Origin of the sequence: Salinimonas lutimaris (assembly GCF_005222225.1) — a bacterium.
Classification (GTDB): Bacteria; Pseudomonadota; Gammaproteobacteria; order Enterobacterales; family Alteromonadaceae; genus Alteromonas; species Alteromonas lutimaris.
Window position 1 is genome coordinate 3142986 of record NZ_CP036536.1, and the last position, 17221, is coordinate 3160206.

At 51.1% G+C, this 17221-nt stretch carries 20 protein-coding genes; 5 read left to right on the top strand and 15 right to left on the bottom strand.

Annotation, left to right across the window (positions count from 1 at the left end):
- Window positions 1-54: 54 nt before the first annotated feature.
- From flgL to EZV72_RS13900, 13 genes are all read right to left on the bottom strand, one after another.
- Window positions 55-1278, bottom strand: coding sequence for a flagellar hook-associated protein FlgL (gene flgL / locus EZV72_RS13840; RefSeq protein WP_137167781.1), 1224 nt, complete (start codon window positions 1276-1278; stop codon window positions 55-57).
- Between the two features lie 7 nt (window positions 1279-1285).
- Complete coding sequence (gene flgK, locus EZV72_RS13845) at window positions 1286-3337, bottom strand: flagellar hook-associated protein FlgK (RefSeq protein WP_137167782.1); 2052 nt, start codon at window positions 3335-3337, stop codon at window positions 1286-1288.
- 25 nt (window positions 3338-3362) lie between these two features.
- Window positions 3363-4316, bottom strand: a complete 954-nt coding sequence (flgJ, locus tag EZV72_RS13850) for a flagellar assembly peptidoglycan hydrolase FlgJ (protein WP_137167783.1) — start codon at window positions 4314-4316, stop codon at window positions 3363-3365.
- The gene (locus EZV72_RS13855; RefSeq protein WP_137167784.1) at window positions 4316-5425 is read right to left on the bottom strand and encodes a flagellar basal body P-ring protein FlgI; all 1110 of its coding nucleotides are present in this window, start codon (window positions 5423-5425) and stop codon (window positions 4316-4318) included. The genes flgJ and EZV72_RS13855 overlap by 1 nt, the downstream gene beginning before the upstream one ends.
- 10 nt (window positions 5426-5435) lie before the next feature.
- Complete coding sequence (gene flgH / locus EZV72_RS13860; RefSeq protein ID WP_137167785.1) at window positions 5436-6116, bottom strand: flagellar basal body L-ring protein FlgH; 681 nt, start codon at window positions 6114-6116, stop codon at window positions 5436-5438.
- 11 nt (window positions 6117-6127) lie between these two features.
- The gene (gene flgG / locus EZV72_RS13865; protein WP_137167786.1) at window positions 6128-6916 is read right to left on the bottom strand and encodes a flagellar basal-body rod protein FlgG; all 789 of its coding nucleotides are present in this window, start codon (window positions 6914-6916) and stop codon (window positions 6128-6130) included.
- Window positions 6917-6964: 48 nt separating this feature from the next.
- A complete protein-coding gene (flgF, locus tag EZV72_RS13870) occupies window positions 6965-7708 on the bottom strand; it encodes a flagellar basal-body rod protein FlgF (RefSeq protein ID WP_137167787.1) in 744 nt (247 codons plus the stop codon).
- A gap of 128 nt (window positions 7709-7836) precedes the next feature.
- A complete protein-coding gene (gene flgE / locus EZV72_RS13875; protein WP_137167788.1) occupies window positions 7837-9225 on the bottom strand; it encodes a flagellar hook protein FlgE in 1389 nt (462 codons plus the stop codon).
- A 15-nt stretch (window positions 9226-9240) separates the two neighbouring features.
- A complete protein-coding gene (locus EZV72_RS13880) occupies window positions 9241-9930 on the bottom strand; it encodes a flagellar hook assembly protein FlgD (protein WP_137167789.1) in 690 nt (229 codons plus the stop codon).
- Between the two features lie 30 nt (window positions 9931-9960).
- Entirely contained in the window at window positions 9961-10380 is a 420-nt protein-coding gene (gene flgC, locus EZV72_RS13885; protein ID WP_137167790.1) for a flagellar basal body rod protein FlgC, read from the bottom strand.
- Window positions 10380-10784, bottom strand: coding sequence for a flagellar basal body rod protein FlgB (flgB, locus tag EZV72_RS13890; RefSeq protein ID WP_137167791.1), 405 nt, complete (start codon window positions 10782-10784; stop codon window positions 10380-10382). The genes flgC and flgB overlap by 1 nt, the downstream gene beginning before the upstream one ends.
- A gap of 86 nt (window positions 10785-10870) precedes the next feature.
- Entirely contained in the window at window positions 10871-11704 is an 834-nt protein-coding gene (locus tag EZV72_RS13895) for a CheR family methyltransferase (protein WP_137167792.1), read from the bottom strand.
- Window positions 11705-11719: 15 nt separating this feature from the next.
- Window positions 11720-12643: a chemotaxis protein CheV gene (locus tag EZV72_RS13900; protein WP_137167793.1), complete on the bottom strand. Its 924-nt coding sequence runs from the start codon at window positions 12641-12643 to the stop codon at window positions 11720-11722.
- A 194-nt stretch (window positions 12644-12837) separates the two neighbouring features.
- Here EZV72_RS13900 and flgA point away from each other — a divergent pair, with 194 nt between their 5' ends.
- From flgA to flgN, 3 genes are all read left to right on the top strand, one after another.
- Entirely contained in the window at window positions 12838-13551 is a 714-nt protein-coding gene (gene flgA / locus EZV72_RS13905) for a flagellar basal body P-ring formation chaperone FlgA (protein ID WP_232364426.1), read from the top strand.
- 92 nt (window positions 13552-13643) lie between these two features.
- Window positions 13644-13976, top strand: coding sequence for a flagellar biosynthesis anti-sigma factor FlgM (flgM, locus tag EZV72_RS13910; protein ID WP_137167794.1), 333 nt, complete (start codon window positions 13644-13646; stop codon window positions 13974-13976).
- Window positions 13977-13986: 10 nt separating this feature from the next.
- A complete protein-coding gene (flgN, locus tag EZV72_RS13915; RefSeq protein WP_137167795.1) occupies window positions 13987-14412 on the top strand; it encodes a flagellar export chaperone FlgN in 426 nt (141 codons plus the stop codon).
- Window positions 14413-14480: 68 nt separating this feature from the next.
- On the opposite strand, the gene EZV72_RS13920 is transcribed toward flgN, so the two are convergent.
- Window positions 14481-14957, bottom strand: a complete 477-nt coding sequence (locus tag EZV72_RS13920; protein ID WP_175405125.1) for an LPP20 family lipoprotein — start codon at window positions 14955-14957, stop codon at window positions 14481-14483.
- Between the two features lie 262 nt (window positions 14958-15219).
- Here EZV72_RS13920 and EZV72_RS13925 point away from each other — a divergent pair, with 262 nt between their 5' ends.
- Together EZV72_RS13925 and EZV72_RS18475 are read left to right on the top strand one after the other, a co-directional pair.
- Entirely contained in the window at window positions 15220-16419 is a 1200-nt protein-coding gene (locus EZV72_RS13925) for a flagella assembly protein FlgT (protein ID WP_137167796.1), read from the top strand.
- A 372-nt stretch (window positions 16420-16791) separates the two neighbouring features.
- The gene (locus EZV72_RS18475) at window positions 16792-16941 is read left to right on the top strand and encodes a hypothetical protein (RefSeq protein ID WP_175405126.1); all 150 of its coding nucleotides are present in this window, start codon (window positions 16792-16794) and stop codon (window positions 16939-16941) included.
- Window positions 16942-16999: 58 nt separating this feature from the next.
- Here the strand turns inward: EZV72_RS18475 and EZV72_RS13935 are convergent, their stop codons facing one another.
- Entirely contained in the window at window positions 17000-17203 is a 204-nt protein-coding gene (locus tag EZV72_RS13935) for a hypothetical protein (protein WP_137167797.1), read from the bottom strand.
- Window positions 17204-17221: the final 18 nt, after the last annotated feature.

The window sequence follows — 17221 nt, forward strand, 5'->3', positions numbered from 1 at the left end:
TGAAGAAAAATTTCCAATGCCATCCCTGGTGACGACGAGTGCACCACGGAGCGACTAGATATAATCAAACAGCGATAAATTACTGAGCTTGGGGAAGGTAGCCAGTGTGGCATTCAGCGCAGCCTCTTGTTTAGAAAACTCCACTGATGCTTCGGCATAATCCACATCCTCAATCGCTGAGCGTGCGGCCTTAGTGACCACTTCCAGATCCAGATTATTAGAATAACTGGACTCTGCTGCATTCATTCGCCCGCCCACCGATGAGCGCTCCAGAGCCACTTTTTGCAGCCCGTTATCCAAACCAATCAATGTGTCGTCGAGGGCTTTTTGATAGGTCTCCTGACTTAACCCCGGCGTCGACAGCACTTCATACAAATCATTCACGGTCTGGGCCAGATTCTTTTTTTCCGGTGTCCGCAGGGAAAAATCCACCGTGTCACCCACACCGCCGGAGACAGTAAACTCCATCCCTTCAATGGTAAATGGCTGACCGCTGGTAAATGGCACCGTACCATAGGATGCGCCAGTACCAGAATTGGTCAGCTCAACCTCACCACTGGCCTGTACGGTCAGCTCAAAATTGTTGTTCGCCGGGGTGAGGTTGTCATAGTTGGCTGAGTGAAAACGATTAAAAGCATCCTGACTGTAAATCCGCGCATCATTTACCGTGGCAGTACCAGTCGGATTAACCTCAAACTCCAAACGTGCCAGCACATTTTCAAATACTTCCAAACCGCTTGAGGTTGACTGAATTTTGCTGTTATCCGACACGTTTACAAAGTTTTTGCCGGCGTCACCGGTATAACTGATTTCATTGCCGTTATTAGTAGAGGCAATAGAAAAGGCCGGCGTGTCAGACTGATGACCAGAATAAATATACTGACCATTGGCGTCTTTGCTATTCATTAAGTCCAGCAGTTCATCGCGAATCTCTTTCAACTCTGAGCCAAGTGCTGCCCGGTCGTTATCGGTAATAGCCCCGGAGCCCGACTGAATAGTCAACACCCGCGCCCGGTCAACCGCGTTGGTAATGCCATCTAAAACCGTTTCCTGCTGCTCCAGTGACCCAATCAGAAAATCATTGTTGCGCTGGTATTGCGTCAGTTTGTCCAGCTCTTCAGTCAGACGTACCACCTTGGCGGCACCGATCGGGTCATCCGACGGCCGGTTCAGTTTTTTACCGGTAGATAAGGCTTCCTGTGTATCTGATAACTTGCTCTGATTATCCATCAAAGAGCGCAGATTCTGGTTATAAAACTGATTGGTTGAAATTCGCATAATCTACCTATCTGGCTGCCGACAAGATGGTGTCAAACAGCTCCTGAGCTGTACTTAAAATCCGCGCTGCGGCCGCATAAGACTGCTGAAATCGCACCAGGTTGGCGGCTTCTTCATCCAGACTTACCCCTGACACCGAGTCAAACCAGGTCTGTGACTGCTCCTGCATGGCTTCGGCAGCTTCCAGCGATATTTGCGAGTTTGCCGACTTCTCGCCAACCCGCCCCACCAGCGAGGAGTACGAGTCATGTAGCGAACGCGGCTCACTACCGGCGTTGGTGCTTAGCTGAACCAGCCCGGTTTGCTGTAGTTCAGCCAGCTTTACCGCATTGGCATTATCATTAATGCCATTGGTATTATAGCTGACAGAGAAACTGTCGCCGGCGACCGGTAACCCTTCCAGACTAAAGTCATAGCCGGGATAATCCTGATTAAATCCAGCCTGCTCCAGTAAGTTATTGTAGCCGCCACTGACCGTAGCGGTAGCAACAATACTGCCGCCACTGTCCAGCACGTTGTAGTCGGTGGCACTGGTAAACACAACTTCAACCGGTGCATTCACGCCCGCCCCACTGGGCGCGGTGATCCCGCCGGCACCATCGAAAGCTGACTCACCGGCCTGCGTATTGGTCACCGTCAGATTACTCATCTGGGCATCACCCAGATTACCGCTTCCCGGAGAAACCCTGACCGGCGCAGCCAGCGCCAGATCCTCGCCCCGGCCGGTCGCCAGAGTTAGCTCAGAAGCGGCATTTTTCATCGGCTGAATTAAAAAAGCATCACCGCTGGCATAAATTGCACTGCTATCAAACTCAATCTCAATACCGCCCTGGTTAAATTCTGTTGGGCCGGAAGCATTCAGGGTAATGCTTTGCTCGGTAGTACCCTGTTTCACTGTGCCATCGCTGTTTAATGCTGTGACTTTTACGGTCAGTGGCTGGCCGGCGCCATCTACCGTATCCACTTCCACCCGATAATCCGCATCAGTCATTTCGCTGCCTTTACCAGCAACAAATGCCGCTTCCATATTCAGCCCGGCAGCGGAGTTATCAGCATAACCTTGAGGCGACAGGGGCGGCAGAGTGAATAAATCCCCCCCCAGATCACCATCTAAGTCCATACCCAACTTGTTTTGCGAATTCATCGCATCGGCCATGGCCACCGCTATCTGGCCGATATCCCGCTGTGCCGGCCCCAGAATTTCATTGCGAAACCGAAACAATCCGCCCAGGCTTCCGCCCAGTTTATCTTCGGTCAGACGAACAGTAGCCTGCGGCTCACCATCAGCCATGTTGTAACCCAGCTCCAGCTGTTTGTCGGTGGTGTCCGGGCCGGAGCTTAGCTCCAGCAGGTTTACACTGCCGTTGTCCATGACCAGTGACTCGCCGCTGGTCAGGTTAACGGCTTTTGTGCCGTTGGCCCCGTCCCTGACTTCAACAGACATCATCTGGGCCAGCTCGTTGATAGCCAGATCCCGCTCATTCATCAGGCTGGACGGCTCCTGACCGCTACCGGACTGGCTAAACAGGATCTTTTTATTCAGTGCGCCGATATTTTCCAACAGGCTGTTGGCCCGTTTAACCTGAGAAGAAAACTCCAGATTCAGTTCTTCTTCCTTGTCCTGCAAATAATCCGACATCGTGCCCATGCGATTCACCAACGCTTCGGCCTCGCCCATGACGGTTTCCCGCGAGGCGATATTAGTAGGGTCATCGGCTGCGGTCTGGATAGAAGCAAAAAACTTACTCAGCCCGGTAGAAATAGAATTGGCTTCGCTGGCCAGCAGATTATCAATGGTGCTGGTTTTCTGGGCAAAGGCTTCCAGTTCGCCCACAGAGGTGATATCACGGCGTAATTGATTCTGGGCAAAAACATTAATGACCCGTTCGGTATTACCCTGTCCGACTGACCCTAAAATACTGCCGGTAAAGGTGGTACGCTCACGCACATACCCGTCGGTATTCACATTGGCAATGTTTCTGCTGGTTGTATTGAGCAGCTGATTGCTGGCGTTAACACCGCTTGTGGCAATGGTAAATAAATCGACATTAGCAGCCATCAGTTGTTACCTTTTCTGTGTGCCATTATGGCTGAAATCCATTCAGAGTATGACCGTTATACACGGACATCACTTTGTTGGCGTAGGCCGGGTCAGTGGCATAGCCAGCCTGCTGTAGCTCGTCAAAATAGGCCTGAGTATCGTTACTGTTATTCAGCGCCTCAGCATAACGGGGCTGGGATTTAATAAAGTTCACGTAGTCATCCATCGCCTGACCCAGGTCATCATAAGAGCGGAATGCGGCTTTTTGCCGGGCTGGTACATCACCGGTAAATTCGAGCGTATCCACCACCGCCTGCTCGCCCTGCCACTGGCTGTTCGCTTTAATCCCAAATAAATTGTAGGAAGGCTTGCCGTTGCCATCGTGAATAACATACTGGCCCCAGCCACTTTCTACCGCCGCCTGCGCAATAATAGCCTTGGGCTCAGTGCCCAGTGCCCGGGCGGCACGCTCAGCGTGCGGATAAAGCGCTTGCATAAACGCGTGCTGGTCGTCAAAAAGCGGCGCTTTTTGCGCAGGTTTAACGCCAGCGGTTTGAGGTTCCAGCACCGCATCCTGAACCTGGTGTAACACTTCTCTGGGGCTGCGGTTAACCGATGCCAGATTACCGTCGTTACGAATAATACTCGCGGGTGTATACCCGGGTGTATTTTGCCCCAACTGCTTTTCAATCAGCTCAGCCAGCCCCAGACCGCCGTTGCTGCTTAAGTCCACCGCCAGTTGCTGATCGTGCATATCGCGATAAAACTTGACCTGCTGGGAGTTAAACGGACTGTTTTCATCTGCCAGGGCCTCTTGCGCCTTACGCATAGATTTAAGCATCATCTGCACAAAAATGGATTCAAACTGTTTGGCGGTTTCTTTTAACGCATCGGCATCCTCGCCGTTGGCAATCGCCGTGCGCAGCCCGTTTAAACTACTGACATCGTGAGCATTACGAGCCATCTCAAGCTGATTTTGTGTGTTCAGGCTATCCATCAGATCACCACCAGTTCGCCACGTAGTGCCCCGGCCTGGCGTAAGGCCTCAAGAATGGCCATTAGATCACCGGGCGCAGCGCCGACTTCGTTGACCGCACGGACCAGTTGATCCAGGGTAGCGCCAGGCTCAAACTTAAACATGCGGCTGTCAGCCAAATCCACGTCCACAATTGACTGGGTGGTAACCACCGTATTGCCGTCAGCCAGCGCATTGGGCTGCGACACCTGCTGATTTTCAGAAATGGTCACGGTCAGTCCGCCATGGGTAATCGCCGCAGGCAGCAAGCGTACATCCTGGCCAATAACGATGGTGCCGGTGCGGCTGTTAATCACCACCCGGGCCGGTGCTTCACCTGGTTCAAACTCAAAGTTTTCCAGGGTGGCCAGAAACCCTACGCGCTGGCCAACATCCCGCGGCGCACTGACCCGCACTGAGGCAGCGTCAATCGGGGTCGCGATGCTATAGCCTTTTTCAGGCTGCGCGCCTAGCCGCTCATTAATGGTATCGGCCAGTCGCTTAGCGGTCGAAAAATCCGGATAATGCAGGTTCAGGGTTAATGAGTCACCGGTAGCAAAACCACTGGGTACGGTTTGCTCCACCAGCGCGCCGTTGGGAATACGGCCAACCGTAGGTGTGTTAATAACGATGCGAGAGCCGTCATTACCCTGTGCGCCAAAGCCACTGACCACCAGACTGCCCTGGGCTACGGCATACACTTTGCCATCCACCCCTTTTAAAAAGGTTTGCAGCAGGGTACCGCCTTGCAGACTGCTGGCCTCACCCACCGATGACACCGTAATATCAATGGTCTGGCCGGGTTTGATAAACGGCGGTAACTCGGCATGCACCGCTACCGCGGCCACATTTTTAATTTTAGGTTTGGTATTCGGGTCCAGACTGATCCCAAAGTTAGTCAGCATGGTGCGAAAGCTTTGCTCGGTAAACGGACTTTGCTCGCCGGTTCCAGGCAGGCCCACTACCAGACCATAACCCACCAGTTGATTGGAGCGCACGCCCTGAATACTGGCCACATCTTTAATACGCTGAGCCATAGCCGGGCTGCATGTTAAGGCTAGTAAACTCAGTACAACGAATAGTGCTTTCATGCCAGTACTCCTAAAACGGCCAGTATTCAGATGAGAAGAAGCGGGTCAGCCAGCCTTTTTCCTGCGACCGGGCAAATGAGCCGGTGCCGCTGTACTGAATCCGGGCATTAGCCACCTTCATTGAGGTTATCTCGTTTTCCGGGCTGATATCTGCCGGACGAATAATGCCGGTCAGCCGGATATACTCATCGCCATGATTAAGCGTCAGCCACTTTTCGCCGCGAATAACCAGATTCTGGTTTGGCAGCACATCCACAACCGTTACCGTAATGGCACCTGACAGACTATTACGCTGGTTAGCTGAAGCATCGCCGGAAAAATCATTGGAGGAATTCACCCCTAGCTGCACAGACTCGCCGCCCAGATTAATAACATTACCGCCCAGCCCGGTGATTGGCTGGAAATCCACACCGGTAGATTTTGACGATGACGTACCGGCTGATTTGGTGGCCGCCGTGCTTTCATTCAGCGTAACGGTAATAATGTCGCCCACCCGCCGGGCAGTCACATCTGAATACAGACTATTGGCCATGTAAGGACGAAACAGCGCGCCGTCTTCGGTAATGTGCTCCCGGGGAATATCCGGCACCACCGGGGCAAACATGGGGTCATTCGCCTGCACGGGCGGCTTGGGTGTACTGTTACACCCTGCCAGACCCAGCGCACAAACCATCAACAAGACATTACGCATAACGCTACCTGCTAAAGTTGCTGGATAACCTGACCAAGCATCTGGTCAACCGACGAAATCACTTTGGAGTTCATTTCGTACAAACGCTGGCTTTCAATCAGATTGACCAGTTCTTCGGTCACATTCACATTAGAGGTTTCCAGTGTGCCTTGTGACAAGGTGCCCAGTCCCTGCAAGCCGGGAACACCCTGAATCGGTGCGCCGCTGGATGCAGTTTCAACAAACAGGTTCTGGCCAATAGGTTGTAAACCGGTTGGGTTGATAAAGTCGGACACGTTAATCTGCCCAAGCACCTGCGGCTCGGCCTGCCCACGCACAGTAGCGGATACTTCTCCGTCCTGGGAAATCGTGATTTGCTGGGCATCCTCGGGCACGGCAATTTCTGGTTGCAGCAGGAACCCTGCCCCTGCGGTTACCATCTGGCCCTGATCGTTCATCGAAAACTGTCCATTGCGGGTATAGGCAATGGTGCCATCAGGTTGCAGAATCTCGAAATAGCCCCGCCCCTGAATAGACATATCCAGCGCGTTTTCGGTCGTCAGCATATTGCCCTGGGTATGAGCTTTTTGGGTGGCTACCACCTTAGAGCCGGCGCCCAGCATTAAACCTGAAGGACGCTCTGTATCAGCTGAGGAACGGCCTCCCGGCTGATTAATATTCTGATAAAGCAGGTCTTCAAACACCGCGCGGTCTTTTTTAAAGCCGACCGTGGATGCGTTGGCCAGGTTGTTGGAAACCACGGCGACATCAGTTTGTGCGGCATCTAGGCCGGTTTTGCTTATCCATAGTGCTGGGTGCATCAGTTACTCCTCACTCTTGCCGGGGCAAGCGGGTTATTTCAATAATCGTTACAGAATGCGTAGCAGTTCATTGCCACGGGTCGACAGTTCATCTGCTTTTTTCATCAGCTTGACCTGCATTTCATAGTGGCGTTGCAGGCCAATCATATCGACCATCTCTTCCACCGCATTCACATTAGAGCCTTCCACCATGCCTGAGCGCACCTGCACCTGGGCATCAGCCTGTGCAACCGACCCATCTTTCATACGAAACAGGCCATCGCGACCACGCTCAATATCAGTCAGTGCAGGATTCACCAGCTTTAACCGGCCCACTTCCTGCGAGACATTTTCCGGCGCGCCCACCGGGCGAACAGAAATCGTGCCGTCAGAAGAAATATTCAGGTTATCCAGCGGAACCGGCAAGTAAATCGGACCGTTGCCGCCTTGCACAATATTGCCGTGCATGTCCGTCAAAACTCCGTCAGGCCCCATCTGAAAGCTACCATCACGGGACATCGCTTCATTGCCCTGAGCATCCTGAACCGCAAACCAGCCTTTGCCCTGCACAGCCACGTCAAGATCCCGACCGGTCTGTACCATCGCGCCACCTTCATAGTCATTGGACGGACTTTCGGTCATTGAAAACACCCGGGTCGGCAAACCTTCGCCGTAGGCCGGCATGGCGCGGGCCTGTTCAAGCTGTGCTTTGAAGCCGGTTGTCTGGGCGTTCGCCAGATTATTGGCACGTACCCCTGTCGCCAGGAGGTCTTGTTTGGCGCCGCTGGCGGCGATATAAAGCATTTTATCCATGACTGACTTTTGACGTTTTTGGTTAACTTACCAGCTAGATTGCAAGGGCAGTGCCAAAGATGGATATTTGCAGGGAAGAAACAAAAATAGCCGCGAGCGCGGCTATTTTTTCAATAAAAAAGAAGAGATTAACGAATCTGCAGAATAGTCTGGTTAAGCTGATTATTCACTTCAAGTGCCCGGGAATTGGCCTGGAAGTTTCGCTGCGCGATAATGAGATCAATCAGCTCAGTCGTCAAATTGACGTTGGCCTGCTCCAACGCGGATGAATTGACCTCACCAAATGTGCCGGTAGTGGCCTCACCGGCCAGCGCCTCACCTGACTCAATGCTTTCTTTCCATTGCGTACTGCTTTCCTGAGTCAGTCCCTGTTCATTAGCAAACCGGACCAGCGCCACCCGCACAATCGGCTCTGACGTGCCGTTGGAAAAGGTCGCCCGGACCAGCCCGTCTGGGCCAATATCAATGCCGGTCAGCCGCCCTACCGGTAAACCGTCCTGCTCTAGGGATGTCACCTCAAAAGAAGACGCAAACTGGGTTGGCTCATTAGGTGTAGCATTGTTCGGGTCCAGATTGAAATCGATAGTAATCGTTTGCGTGGGATCTGAACCATTTGACAAAATACCGGCACCCAAGGCTTCGGTTTCCAGTTTAAAGTCTGGTCGGAACGCGCCATTGGGCGATAAAATTCCCTCGAAATCACCACCCGGGCTGAACTGCATTTTGGCTGCCGCTGTCCCATTCCCTGTATCAGTCCCGACCGAAATTGTATTGGGATCAGTCAGGTTAGCTGCTGTTCCGTCAGAATTGAGCATATCCACCATTTCATCGTCGATGGATGTGGCTACAAACCATTCGTTATCTACGCCCGGAGTGCTGTCTTTAATGAAGTAGTAAGTCATGACATGGCTATCACCCAGTGAATCGTAAACCGTCACCGAGGTCGCAGCGTTGTAGGTCAGTGGATCTTTTGGATCAAACTTAGTTGCATCCAGCGCACCGTCGCCGGCGGGCAGGTTCATACGTAAATCAACCTCACCGGTTTGCTGCGGCGAACCAGAAGAATCCGGAATACGCACAGGCTCTGTGGTGCTTAATGCCACTGAGGCTGATGTGCCGTCAGTATTCACCGGAAAGCCCAGCAAATTATCGCCATTGCTGTTTACCACAAAGTTATCTTCATCCAGCTTAAACTGACCGGCGCGGGTAAACGAAAAATCCCGCGAGGTAATTTCCGGTACCGTGGCAAAAAAGCCATTACCGGTAATCGCCAGGTCCAGCGCGGTATTGGTAAACTGCAAGCTGCCCTGGGAAAATTGCTGTGCCACTTCCTGAGTCAGAACACCATCACCAACTTTGGTTTTACTACCGGCCAGTAATGACGATGCATAAACATCACCAAACTCGGCGCGGGATTCTTTAAAGCCTACCGTATTAACGTTGGCGATGTTATTCGCAGTCACGTCCAGATCTTTCTGGGCGGCCGAAACACCACTTAATGCAATATTAAAAGACATAGCTCACTTCTCCTGCTAACTGCCGATTTGGATGACGTCGTCAAGACTGATACTGACATCACCATCAAGATTCAAAATAACACCCTGCCCGCTGCCGGCCAGGCTAACACTGCCCACATGGCGATTGATTGCCGTGGCAATGGCCACCCCTTCGCCATCGGCTTTACCTGTTACATTCACCACATATTCGCCAGCCGGCATGGCATTGCCGTTAGCATCGGTGCCGTCCCACTCAAACTGAATATTGCCTGCCGCCTGCGTACCGGCATCAATCGATTTTATAATTTCACCGCGCTGATTCTGAATAGTGATTTTCATATCCTGCACAGACTGCTCATTAACCACCACGCCGGTGAACCCGGCCCCAGCCTGGTTCATATACCCCACATTGCCTTCAACCAATACATTCTGGCCAATCAGACTGGAAGCCTGCAAAGCCTGATTAGAGGTCATGGAAGCGGCAAAACTCTCGAACTTGTCGTTAAGATCAGTAATGCCTTCGGCCATAGAAAATGACGTCATCTGCGCCACCATCTGGTCATTATCAACCGGTTTGGTTGGGTCCTGGTGGGCCAGCTGTTCAGTCAGTAGTGAGAAAAAATCTTCCTGCGACAGCTTTTGTTCGCTGCCATCAGCCACCGGCACTTTCTCATCCTGCCAGTAAAGATCCGAAACCAGACCATTGTTACCGTTAATCGTACTCACGATGGTGTCCTTTTCTAAAACGCTACGCTATTACTGGCCCTGGCCCAGCTGCAACACTCTGCGAAACAGCTTTTTAGAGGTGTCGGCCACCTGTACGTTGGTCTCGTAGGCTTTGGAAGCGGACAGCATATTGGCCATTTCCTCTACCACGTTCACATTAGGTTTGTAGATATACCCGTCTTTATCCGCCATTGGGTTATTCGGGGCATATTCCACATTCAGCGGTGCGTCACTTTCCACAATTCCCTTTACCTGTACGCCCACGCCCTGCTGTTCTCCGGTGGCTTTTTGCAGTTCAGCAGCAAACACCGGATAGCGGGCCTTGTAGGTTTCACCGTAACTGCTGCTTACCGTATTGGCATTGGCAATGTTACTGGCGGTCGTATTCAGCCGCATATTCTCCGCTTCCATACCGGTCCCGGAAATATTCATTACGTTAAATAAGCTCATTAACCCTGCCCTCCGCTTATGGCTTTTTTCATGCCCTTGAGCTTGCCGTCAAGAAACTGCAGTGACGCCTGATAGCGCATACCATTTTCCAAAAACGTATTGCGCTCTGTCTGAACTTCCACGGTGTTACCATCGCCGGTGTCAGGCTGGGTTGGAACCCGGTATTGCAGCTGTGAACTGGCCACGGTAGTGCGGCCACTCAAATGATTACTGTGAGTGCGTGTCATTGAACCGGTCTGGCTCTCGCGCGCCGACGACATGGCTTGTTTGAAATCGATATCCCTGGCTTTGTAGCCTGGTGTATTGGCATTGGCCAGGTTACCGGCAATCACTTCCATACGGTTTTCACGTATATTGACAGCTTGCTGGTGAAAGCTGGTAAGTCTATCCAGATTAATCGCCATAAAATGACACTCCTCAGTTGCTAAGCTGGACTTTTGCAAAGGAAGTGCCAAAGTTTTTTTGACGGCGTCAGTATGACGATGGGTCGTTAGTCTTTTCGTTGATAATAAAGGCCTGGGGGGCACTTTTTCATGTCAAAGATATTACTGGCAGCACCGATAGATTCAGAGGCGCCGAGGAAAAGCATGCCGCCCGGATTCAGCTGAGCGGCAATTTGTTGCAGTATGCGCTGCTTGATATCCGGCGCAAAATAAATCAATACATTGCGGCAGAAAACCACATCAAACCGGCCCATCGTAGTATAGGAATGCAGCAGGTTCAGAGAACGGAAAGACACCATACGCCGCACTTCAGGTAACACCTGCATCATACCGCTTTCATGTGTCTGAAAAAAACGCTGCCGTCGCTCTGCCGATAACCCACGGGCCAGTGACAACTCATCATAAATCCCGGCTTCACACTTACCCAGCATGGCAGAGGATAAATCCGTTGCCACAATCTCAGCGCCAAAACGCAGAGCGCCGGGTTTTTGTCGCTGATATTCCAGTACAGACATCGCAATAGAGTATGGCTCCTGACCTGATGAACAGGCAGCACTCCAGATGCGCACCGGACGATTAAGCGATTCCAGTGACGGCAACATGGTTTGCTTAAATAGCTCAAACGGATAACTGTCCCGAAACCAAAGGGTTTCGTTGGTCGTCATCGCATCAATAATGGCCTGCAGCAGTGACCGGTTGCTGTTGGTAATAGCTGTTTGAATCAGGTCATCGACCCGATCAAAATTGAACTGATAAAGTAACGGCGCCAGACGACTGCGTACCAGGTACTGCTTGTTGTCGCCTAACACGATACCACACTGTTGTTCCAGAAACTGGCTGAAAGCCAGATATGCGCTGGGTGAAACGTCCTTTTGCTTCAAAATCACCTCTACCGGCTACTCACCGACCAGCCAGCGCTGAACCGACGTGGCCAGTTCATCAGGATGGAATTTAGCTATAAAATCATCCGCCCCGACTTTTTTCACCATGGCCTGATTAAATACTCCGCTTAACGAGGTATGCAACACTACCCGCAGTTTTTGCAGTTCAGGGGTGTTTTTAATCTCCGCGGTCAAGGTATAGCCATCCATTTCCGGCATTTCAATATCAGACACCAGTACGCCCACCTTGTCGGTAACATCACCGGTTTCAGCAGCAATTTCTTTTAACCGGTTTAAGGCTTCCAGACCATTTTTGGCCACTTCAATATGCAGCCCCAGTGTGGTCAGGGCTTTTTTAACCTGACTACGGGCCACCGAAGAGTCATCGGCAATAAAAATGATTTTGTCCTCAACACTGGTGGTATCAATCTTTGAGACCACCTCAGCGCTGACACTGGTATCCAGCGGAGAAATTTCATTGAGAATTTTTTCCACATCAAGAATTTCTACCAGCTCTTTTTCCACCTCGGTCACTGCGGTCAGGTAACTGGCTTTGCCGGTGCCCTCGGGCGGCGGCATGATCGCATCCCAGTTGGTATTGATGATGCGCTCCACCGCCCCCACTAAAAAGCCCTGCACAGACCGGTTGTACTCGGCAATAACAATAAACGCGGTCGATAAGTCTTCGATACGACGGCCACCGGTGGCCATACTCAAATCAATTACCGAAATCGTCTGGCCGCGTATATGCGCCACCCCACGAACCAGTGAGTTTAGCTTGGGAATTGAGGTCAACGGTGGACATTGCAGTACTTCCCTGACCTTAAATACATTAATACCAAAGCGTTGCCGCCCGTTTAAACGGAACAACAGCAGCTCCAGCCTGTTTTGCCCAACCAACTGCGTTCGTTGGTTAACCGAGTCAAGTACACCTGACATACATCACCTCAAATAAAATCGGGCACGAAGATTGCGTTAGTAGTTTTATACAGATTGCCACAACGCAGTATTGATTGAAATCGCCAAAAAAGTGACGCCCGTAAGCCCTTTTATTGTTGGCCTGTTAGCGTGACTGCTTTTAATCATAGACAAAATGTTGATAAACGAACACGAAAAAAGTGACCAGACTTATTATGACCCGAAGTACACATAATCTGCGTGCCAGCATGCTCATCGGTTTGATAGCAGCCGTCATATCGTTTGGCGCGTTTGCCCAAAAAGATAGCAGCAATCATGCACTTGTCCAGCGAGAAGTCAAAAACTATCTGCTTGAACTTTTGGCTGATAAGCAGCCCGGCCAGAACGTCAGTATCGAGGTAAACCCGATTGATGAACGTATTCATATTCCGGCCTGTACGCCAGGATTTGCCTACCATACCGATAGCGGTGCACTGGCTCAGTCCTATGTTTCTGTCAGGGTCAGCTGTAATAACAATGAGTGGTATTTGTTTGCCAACGCCCGGGTAACCCGGACCCGGCCGGTGGTGATAACCGCTGGTATGATTAGCCCGGGAACGATGCTGACCAGCGAGAATCTGCGGGTATCCCAGGTAGAGGTAAACCGCCTGCGTCATACTGCGTATCATGATATTAATACGCTGGTTGGGGCCCGGATGAAACTTCGGGTACGTCAGGGTCAACCTGTTCAGGCAAATATGCTATGCTTTATCTGTAAGGGAGATCGGGTCACGATCAAAGCACAGCTGTCAGGTATGCAAATCAAGACCGCTGGCATAGCCCAACAGGATGGCGTTATTGGCGATACGATTTCCGTACTTAACGCCAGTTCCCGAAAAACCGTGGTTGCAGAAGTCGTCAGTACCCAGGATGTGGTCGTCAGGCTTTAAAAAGTGCTACCGACCACCATAAAAAGTACTAAAGAACCCAACCACACTGCCGATAACCTGTTTGAGGTGTTCAAAGGTAGTGGAATTTAATTATGGCAATCAATAACGTAAATAACGGCGGCGGTACAAAACCACCGATCGATAACACAAAAATTAATTCGCAGCAGAGTCAGACTGTCGCGCAACAGGAGATGGCCGCTAAGACGCCATCGGCTAAAGCGCCCCAGCAGGATTCTGTTTCGCTGACGCAGTCTGCTCAGCAACTGACCCAGGTGCAGAAGAAAAGTACTGAAGCACCGGTTGATCAGGAAAAAGTGGATAAACTGAAAAAGGCAATTCAAAGCGGCGACTATAAAGTTGACGCGGAATCTCTGGCCAGCAAAATTGCGCAGCTGGAGGGGCAGGTATTCAGCCTTAAATCATAGGAAATAGATTATGCAGTCACTTCAGTCAACGTTAGAAACTCAGATTTCCAATCTCAACAAGCTGGCCAGCCTGCTTGATAAAGAGCTGCATCTGATAAGCTCGCGTAATGCTGAAGCGCTGATGAATCTGCTCAAAGAAAAAGAGCAGGCGCTGGAATCTATTCAAAGTACCGATGAGTTTTTAAATAAACACTACCACCTGGCACTGACCGAACAGCGCACTGACGAGATTCAGGCACTGATTGACGAATCCCGTCGTTTACTGGAGCTATGCCAGTACCAGACGCAGATTAATCAAAAAGCGGTGGAGCAGGGTCAGTTACGCTTAACCCACTTGCGTAATCTGATGCTGGAAGTCAGAGCTAAAGAATCGCTGACCTATGATAAAAGCGGAAAGCCCAATGCGACCCGCAGCGGACCCGGGGTTAGCGCCTGAACATTTCGCCAGACAACAAAAAACCAGCTGCTTAGCTGGTTTTTTGATATCGCTATTTAAAAGCCGAATCAATAATAGGTTACATCCCTGACCCGCCGGGGTTTAGCGGTGGTCAGATAGATATCGTGCACCTGCTGCATATCCAGTTCCAGTTCAGTGACATAAGTATCCTTGCCCACCGGATAGGTTTTTAACACCTTTGCGCCGCGAATGACCCCTTCTACCGAGCTTTTCAGCTGACTGTTGGTTATCACCATATTGGCCAGTGACTGCGAACCATCAATACGCTGCCCATAGACCTGCTCAGTCAATTCCCGGTAAGCATCCAGTTTCGAGGCTTTCATCGCCATCAGCTCACGCTCTGTATCAGAGCGGCCGGTCTGCGACTTAATCGGCGCATAACCGACTGCCTTTAACACCGGATAGGACTGCGGCTCCACCACTTCCCATTCCACATGTTTATCAAACATCGAAGTACAACCGCTTATTGAAACCGCGCTTGCCAGCGCCACAGCCAGTAGTTGTCGGGGCGAAAGTGTTTTCATAATTGTTCCTGCCGATCACCAAATCCTGGCGACAAAATTCCGGCGCTGACCGGACTTTGCCGCATATACGATGAAGTATGAGCAAAGTCCGTGCCTGTTAAAGCCTTATATTTAAAGGGCTGGAAAATGATGGAATAAAAGATGCTTTACCCTTGCTATATAAATCGCTGCCGCCCGCTGTGCGCCCCCCTTTGGCAATAAAAGCCTGCCGGGAGCCGGGCAGCACAGGGTTAGCGCAGATAACTTTCACCGGTATCGTGATATGGCATTTTCAAGTTTAATGAGTATACATCGCCGCAAGCATAGCATCGCTTTTTCAGTACACGGGGTTGCCGCTTTTTTTCTCGCGGCCCTGCTCAGCGGGCAAACTTATGCCGCCTGGTTTGAAGCCAAGGGACAGGCACTGATTATTAATGACAACCGGGTGAAAGCCCGCGAGCAGGCCACAAAAGAAGCCCTGAAACAGGCGCTGCTGTTTTCCGGGGCCTCTGTGCAAAGCGTGCAGACGCTGGCAAACGGCCTGTTAAGCAGTGAGCAAACCACCATCACCGCCAGCGGCGATGTTCATACCGTGGAGCTGATTGACGAAGTCTGGCACGACGGCTATGTGTCGGTTACTCTCAGAGCAGATATATTTCCCAAGGCCATGGCATGTGAAGCAGCCGAATTCCGAAAAACGATTGCCACCACCTATTACCCCATCGAAACACCACAGCAGGCGCAGGACGGACAGCTTCACAAGATGTCTGCGGTGCTGCCCCGGTATTTGCAGCGGCATTTCACAGAGCAATCAGCCACCGTAAGTGTGGATGCGATTGCGCCGTACAGCGCCCGCTGGCAACAGCAGGATGTGTTGTCTCAGGCGCCCGCCCTGGCCCGTCAGCGCCGGGTTCAGTATGTGATTGCCGCAACTATTACCGATTTGAGTGTATATCGCCCGGCCTCCTCTGCCCTGACCTTCTGGCAGGATAATCAGGCTACCCGACAGTTTTCACTGGCTCTGTCGCTGCTTGACGGTATGCACGGCGGGGTTTTGCTCAATAAAGAATACAGTTTTAATGCTCCGTGGGAATTTGACCGGTTCTCACAGCTTGATGTGACCAGTGAACAGTTCTGGCAGTCTGCCTACGGCCAGTCGCTGGATAATGTGCTGACCGATATTGTCACCGATGTCAGTGACAAGCTGGCCTGCCAGCCGGCGACCGGCAGAGTACTGCAGGTGAAAGGGGAGCAGTTACAGGTATCGTTAGGCCGGGCACACGGGCTTAAGGTTGGTGACGAACTGCAGCTTTACCAGACGCAGCAGGTCAGCGGTCCGTTCGGAGAAACCTTTATGCAATACAACCTCTACCCGCACACGGTGACCGTCACTGCGGCCTATGCCGACTCAGCCACCGTCAGCGTCACCGGCGATGGCTTACTGATGAATATTCAACCAAATGATTTTGTGGCAAAAAGATAGCGGATCAGGGCTTCACCGAACGTCTTTTGTCGTTATAATAGATTTTGCTGTCCCCATAGTTTAACCGGATAAAACAAGAACCTCCTAAGTTTTAGATCTGCGTTCGAGTCGCGGTGGGGACGCCATTTTTTGAAAAAACAAAACCCGGCAGTAGCATAAAACCGGAGGAAGTTTGATCAATAAACCGCCATGGAACAGGTGGAACGGCTTCATTGATGAGTCTCATTGTTTTCACCAGCTTCTGTGGCATATAACAATAATTAAACCAGGACGGTCACTCTGCATTGGAATGATTCCAGCAACAGAGTCAAAATAAAGGTCGTGGATATTAATCAAGGCCTGGTACACACCCTCTTTTCAAGAGCGTTAGGCGTGAATCATTTTACCCTACTACCGCAGCTGGACGGCACCGTGGGTATCGAAGCCAAACTGGGTTTTAGCAATGATAAAATTGATGATGTGGTCGCGTTCGTCAAATCTAACCAGGCAGATGTAGAGCCGATGCAAAAGCTGGGAGAATAACCAGCATTGTAAGACCGTAAATGACAGCCACAGCCCCTTTGGACTGTGGTTTTTTTGATTATTTATCAGACTTTGATTCTGCACTGTCCTGCGAGTCTGTCTTTTTGTCTTTATCGACCCCCACTTCTGCCACTATCATCCAGTAAAGAATCAGCAAGATAACGACAAATGTTGTCGATAGAATCATACCAATTGCGGTACTACCCATCGCATAGGCTGGCGAGGCAAGGAACAGCAAAACCAGTAGAATCCAGGATTTCATCTTATTACCCCATGAAAA

Excerpts from the sequence above, each read along its gene's own strand:
- flgN (WP_137167795.1), top strand. The coding sequence starts at position 13,987 with ATGCAGTCACTTCAGTCAACGTTAGAAACTCAGATTTCCAATCTCAAC.
- flgC (WP_137167790.1), bottom strand. The coding sequence starts at position 10,380 with ATGAGCTTATTTAACGTAATGAATATTTCCGGGACCGGTATGGAAGCG.
- EZV72_RS13855 (WP_137167784.1), bottom strand. The coding sequence starts at position 5,425 with ATGAAAGCACTATTCGTTGTACTGAGTTTACTAGCCTTAACATGCAGC.
- EZV72_RS13900 (WP_137167793.1), bottom strand. The coding sequence starts at position 12,643 with ATGTCAGGTGTACTTGACTCGGTTAACCAACGAACGCAGTTGGTTGGG.
- flgH (WP_137167785.1), bottom strand. The coding sequence starts at position 6,116 with ATGCGTAATGTCTTGTTGATGGTTTGTGCGCTGGGTCTGGCAGGGTGT.
- flgG (WP_137167786.1), bottom strand. The coding sequence starts at position 6,916 with ATGCACCCAGCACTATGGATAAGCAAAACCGGCCTAGATGCCGCACAA.
- flgB (WP_137167791.1), bottom strand. The coding sequence starts at position 10,784 with ATGGCGATTAATCTGGATAGACTTACCAGCTTTCACCAGCAAGCTGTC.
- flgJ (WP_137167783.1), bottom strand. The coding sequence starts at position 4,316 with ATGGATAGCCTGAACACACAAAATCAGCTTGAGATGGCTCGTAATGCT.
- flgL (WP_137167781.1), bottom strand. The coding sequence starts at position 1,278 with ATGCGAATTTCAACCAATCAGTTTTATAACCAGAATCTGCGCTCTTTG.
- EZV72_RS13935 (WP_137167797.1), bottom strand. The coding sequence starts at position 17,203 with ATGAAATCCTGGATTCTACTGGTTTTGCTGTTCCTTGCCTCGCCAGCC.
- EZV72_RS13925 (WP_137167796.1), top strand. The coding sequence starts at position 15,220 with ATGGCATTTTCAAGTTTAATGAGTATACATCGCCGCAAGCATAGCATC.
- flgK (WP_137167782.1), bottom strand. The coding sequence starts at position 3,337 with ATGGCTGCTAATGTCGATTTATTTACCATTGCCACAAGCGGTGTTAAC.
- EZV72_RS13920 (WP_175405125.1), bottom strand. The coding sequence starts at position 14,957 with ATGAAAACACTTTCGCCCCGACAACTACTGGCTGTGGCGCTGGCAAGC.
- flgA (WP_232364426.1), top strand. The coding sequence starts at position 12,838 with ATGACCCGAAGTACACATAATCTGCGTGCCAGCATGCTCATCGGTTTG.
- flgE (WP_137167788.1), bottom strand. The coding sequence starts at position 9,225 with ATGTCTTTTAATATTGCATTAAGTGGTGTTTCGGCCGCCCAGAAAGAT.
- flgF (WP_137167787.1), bottom strand. The coding sequence starts at position 7,708 with ATGGATAAAATGCTTTATATCGCCGCCAGCGGCGCCAAACAAGACCTC.
- flgM (WP_137167794.1), top strand. The coding sequence starts at position 13,644 with ATGGCAATCAATAACGTAAATAACGGCGGCGGTACAAAACCACCGATC.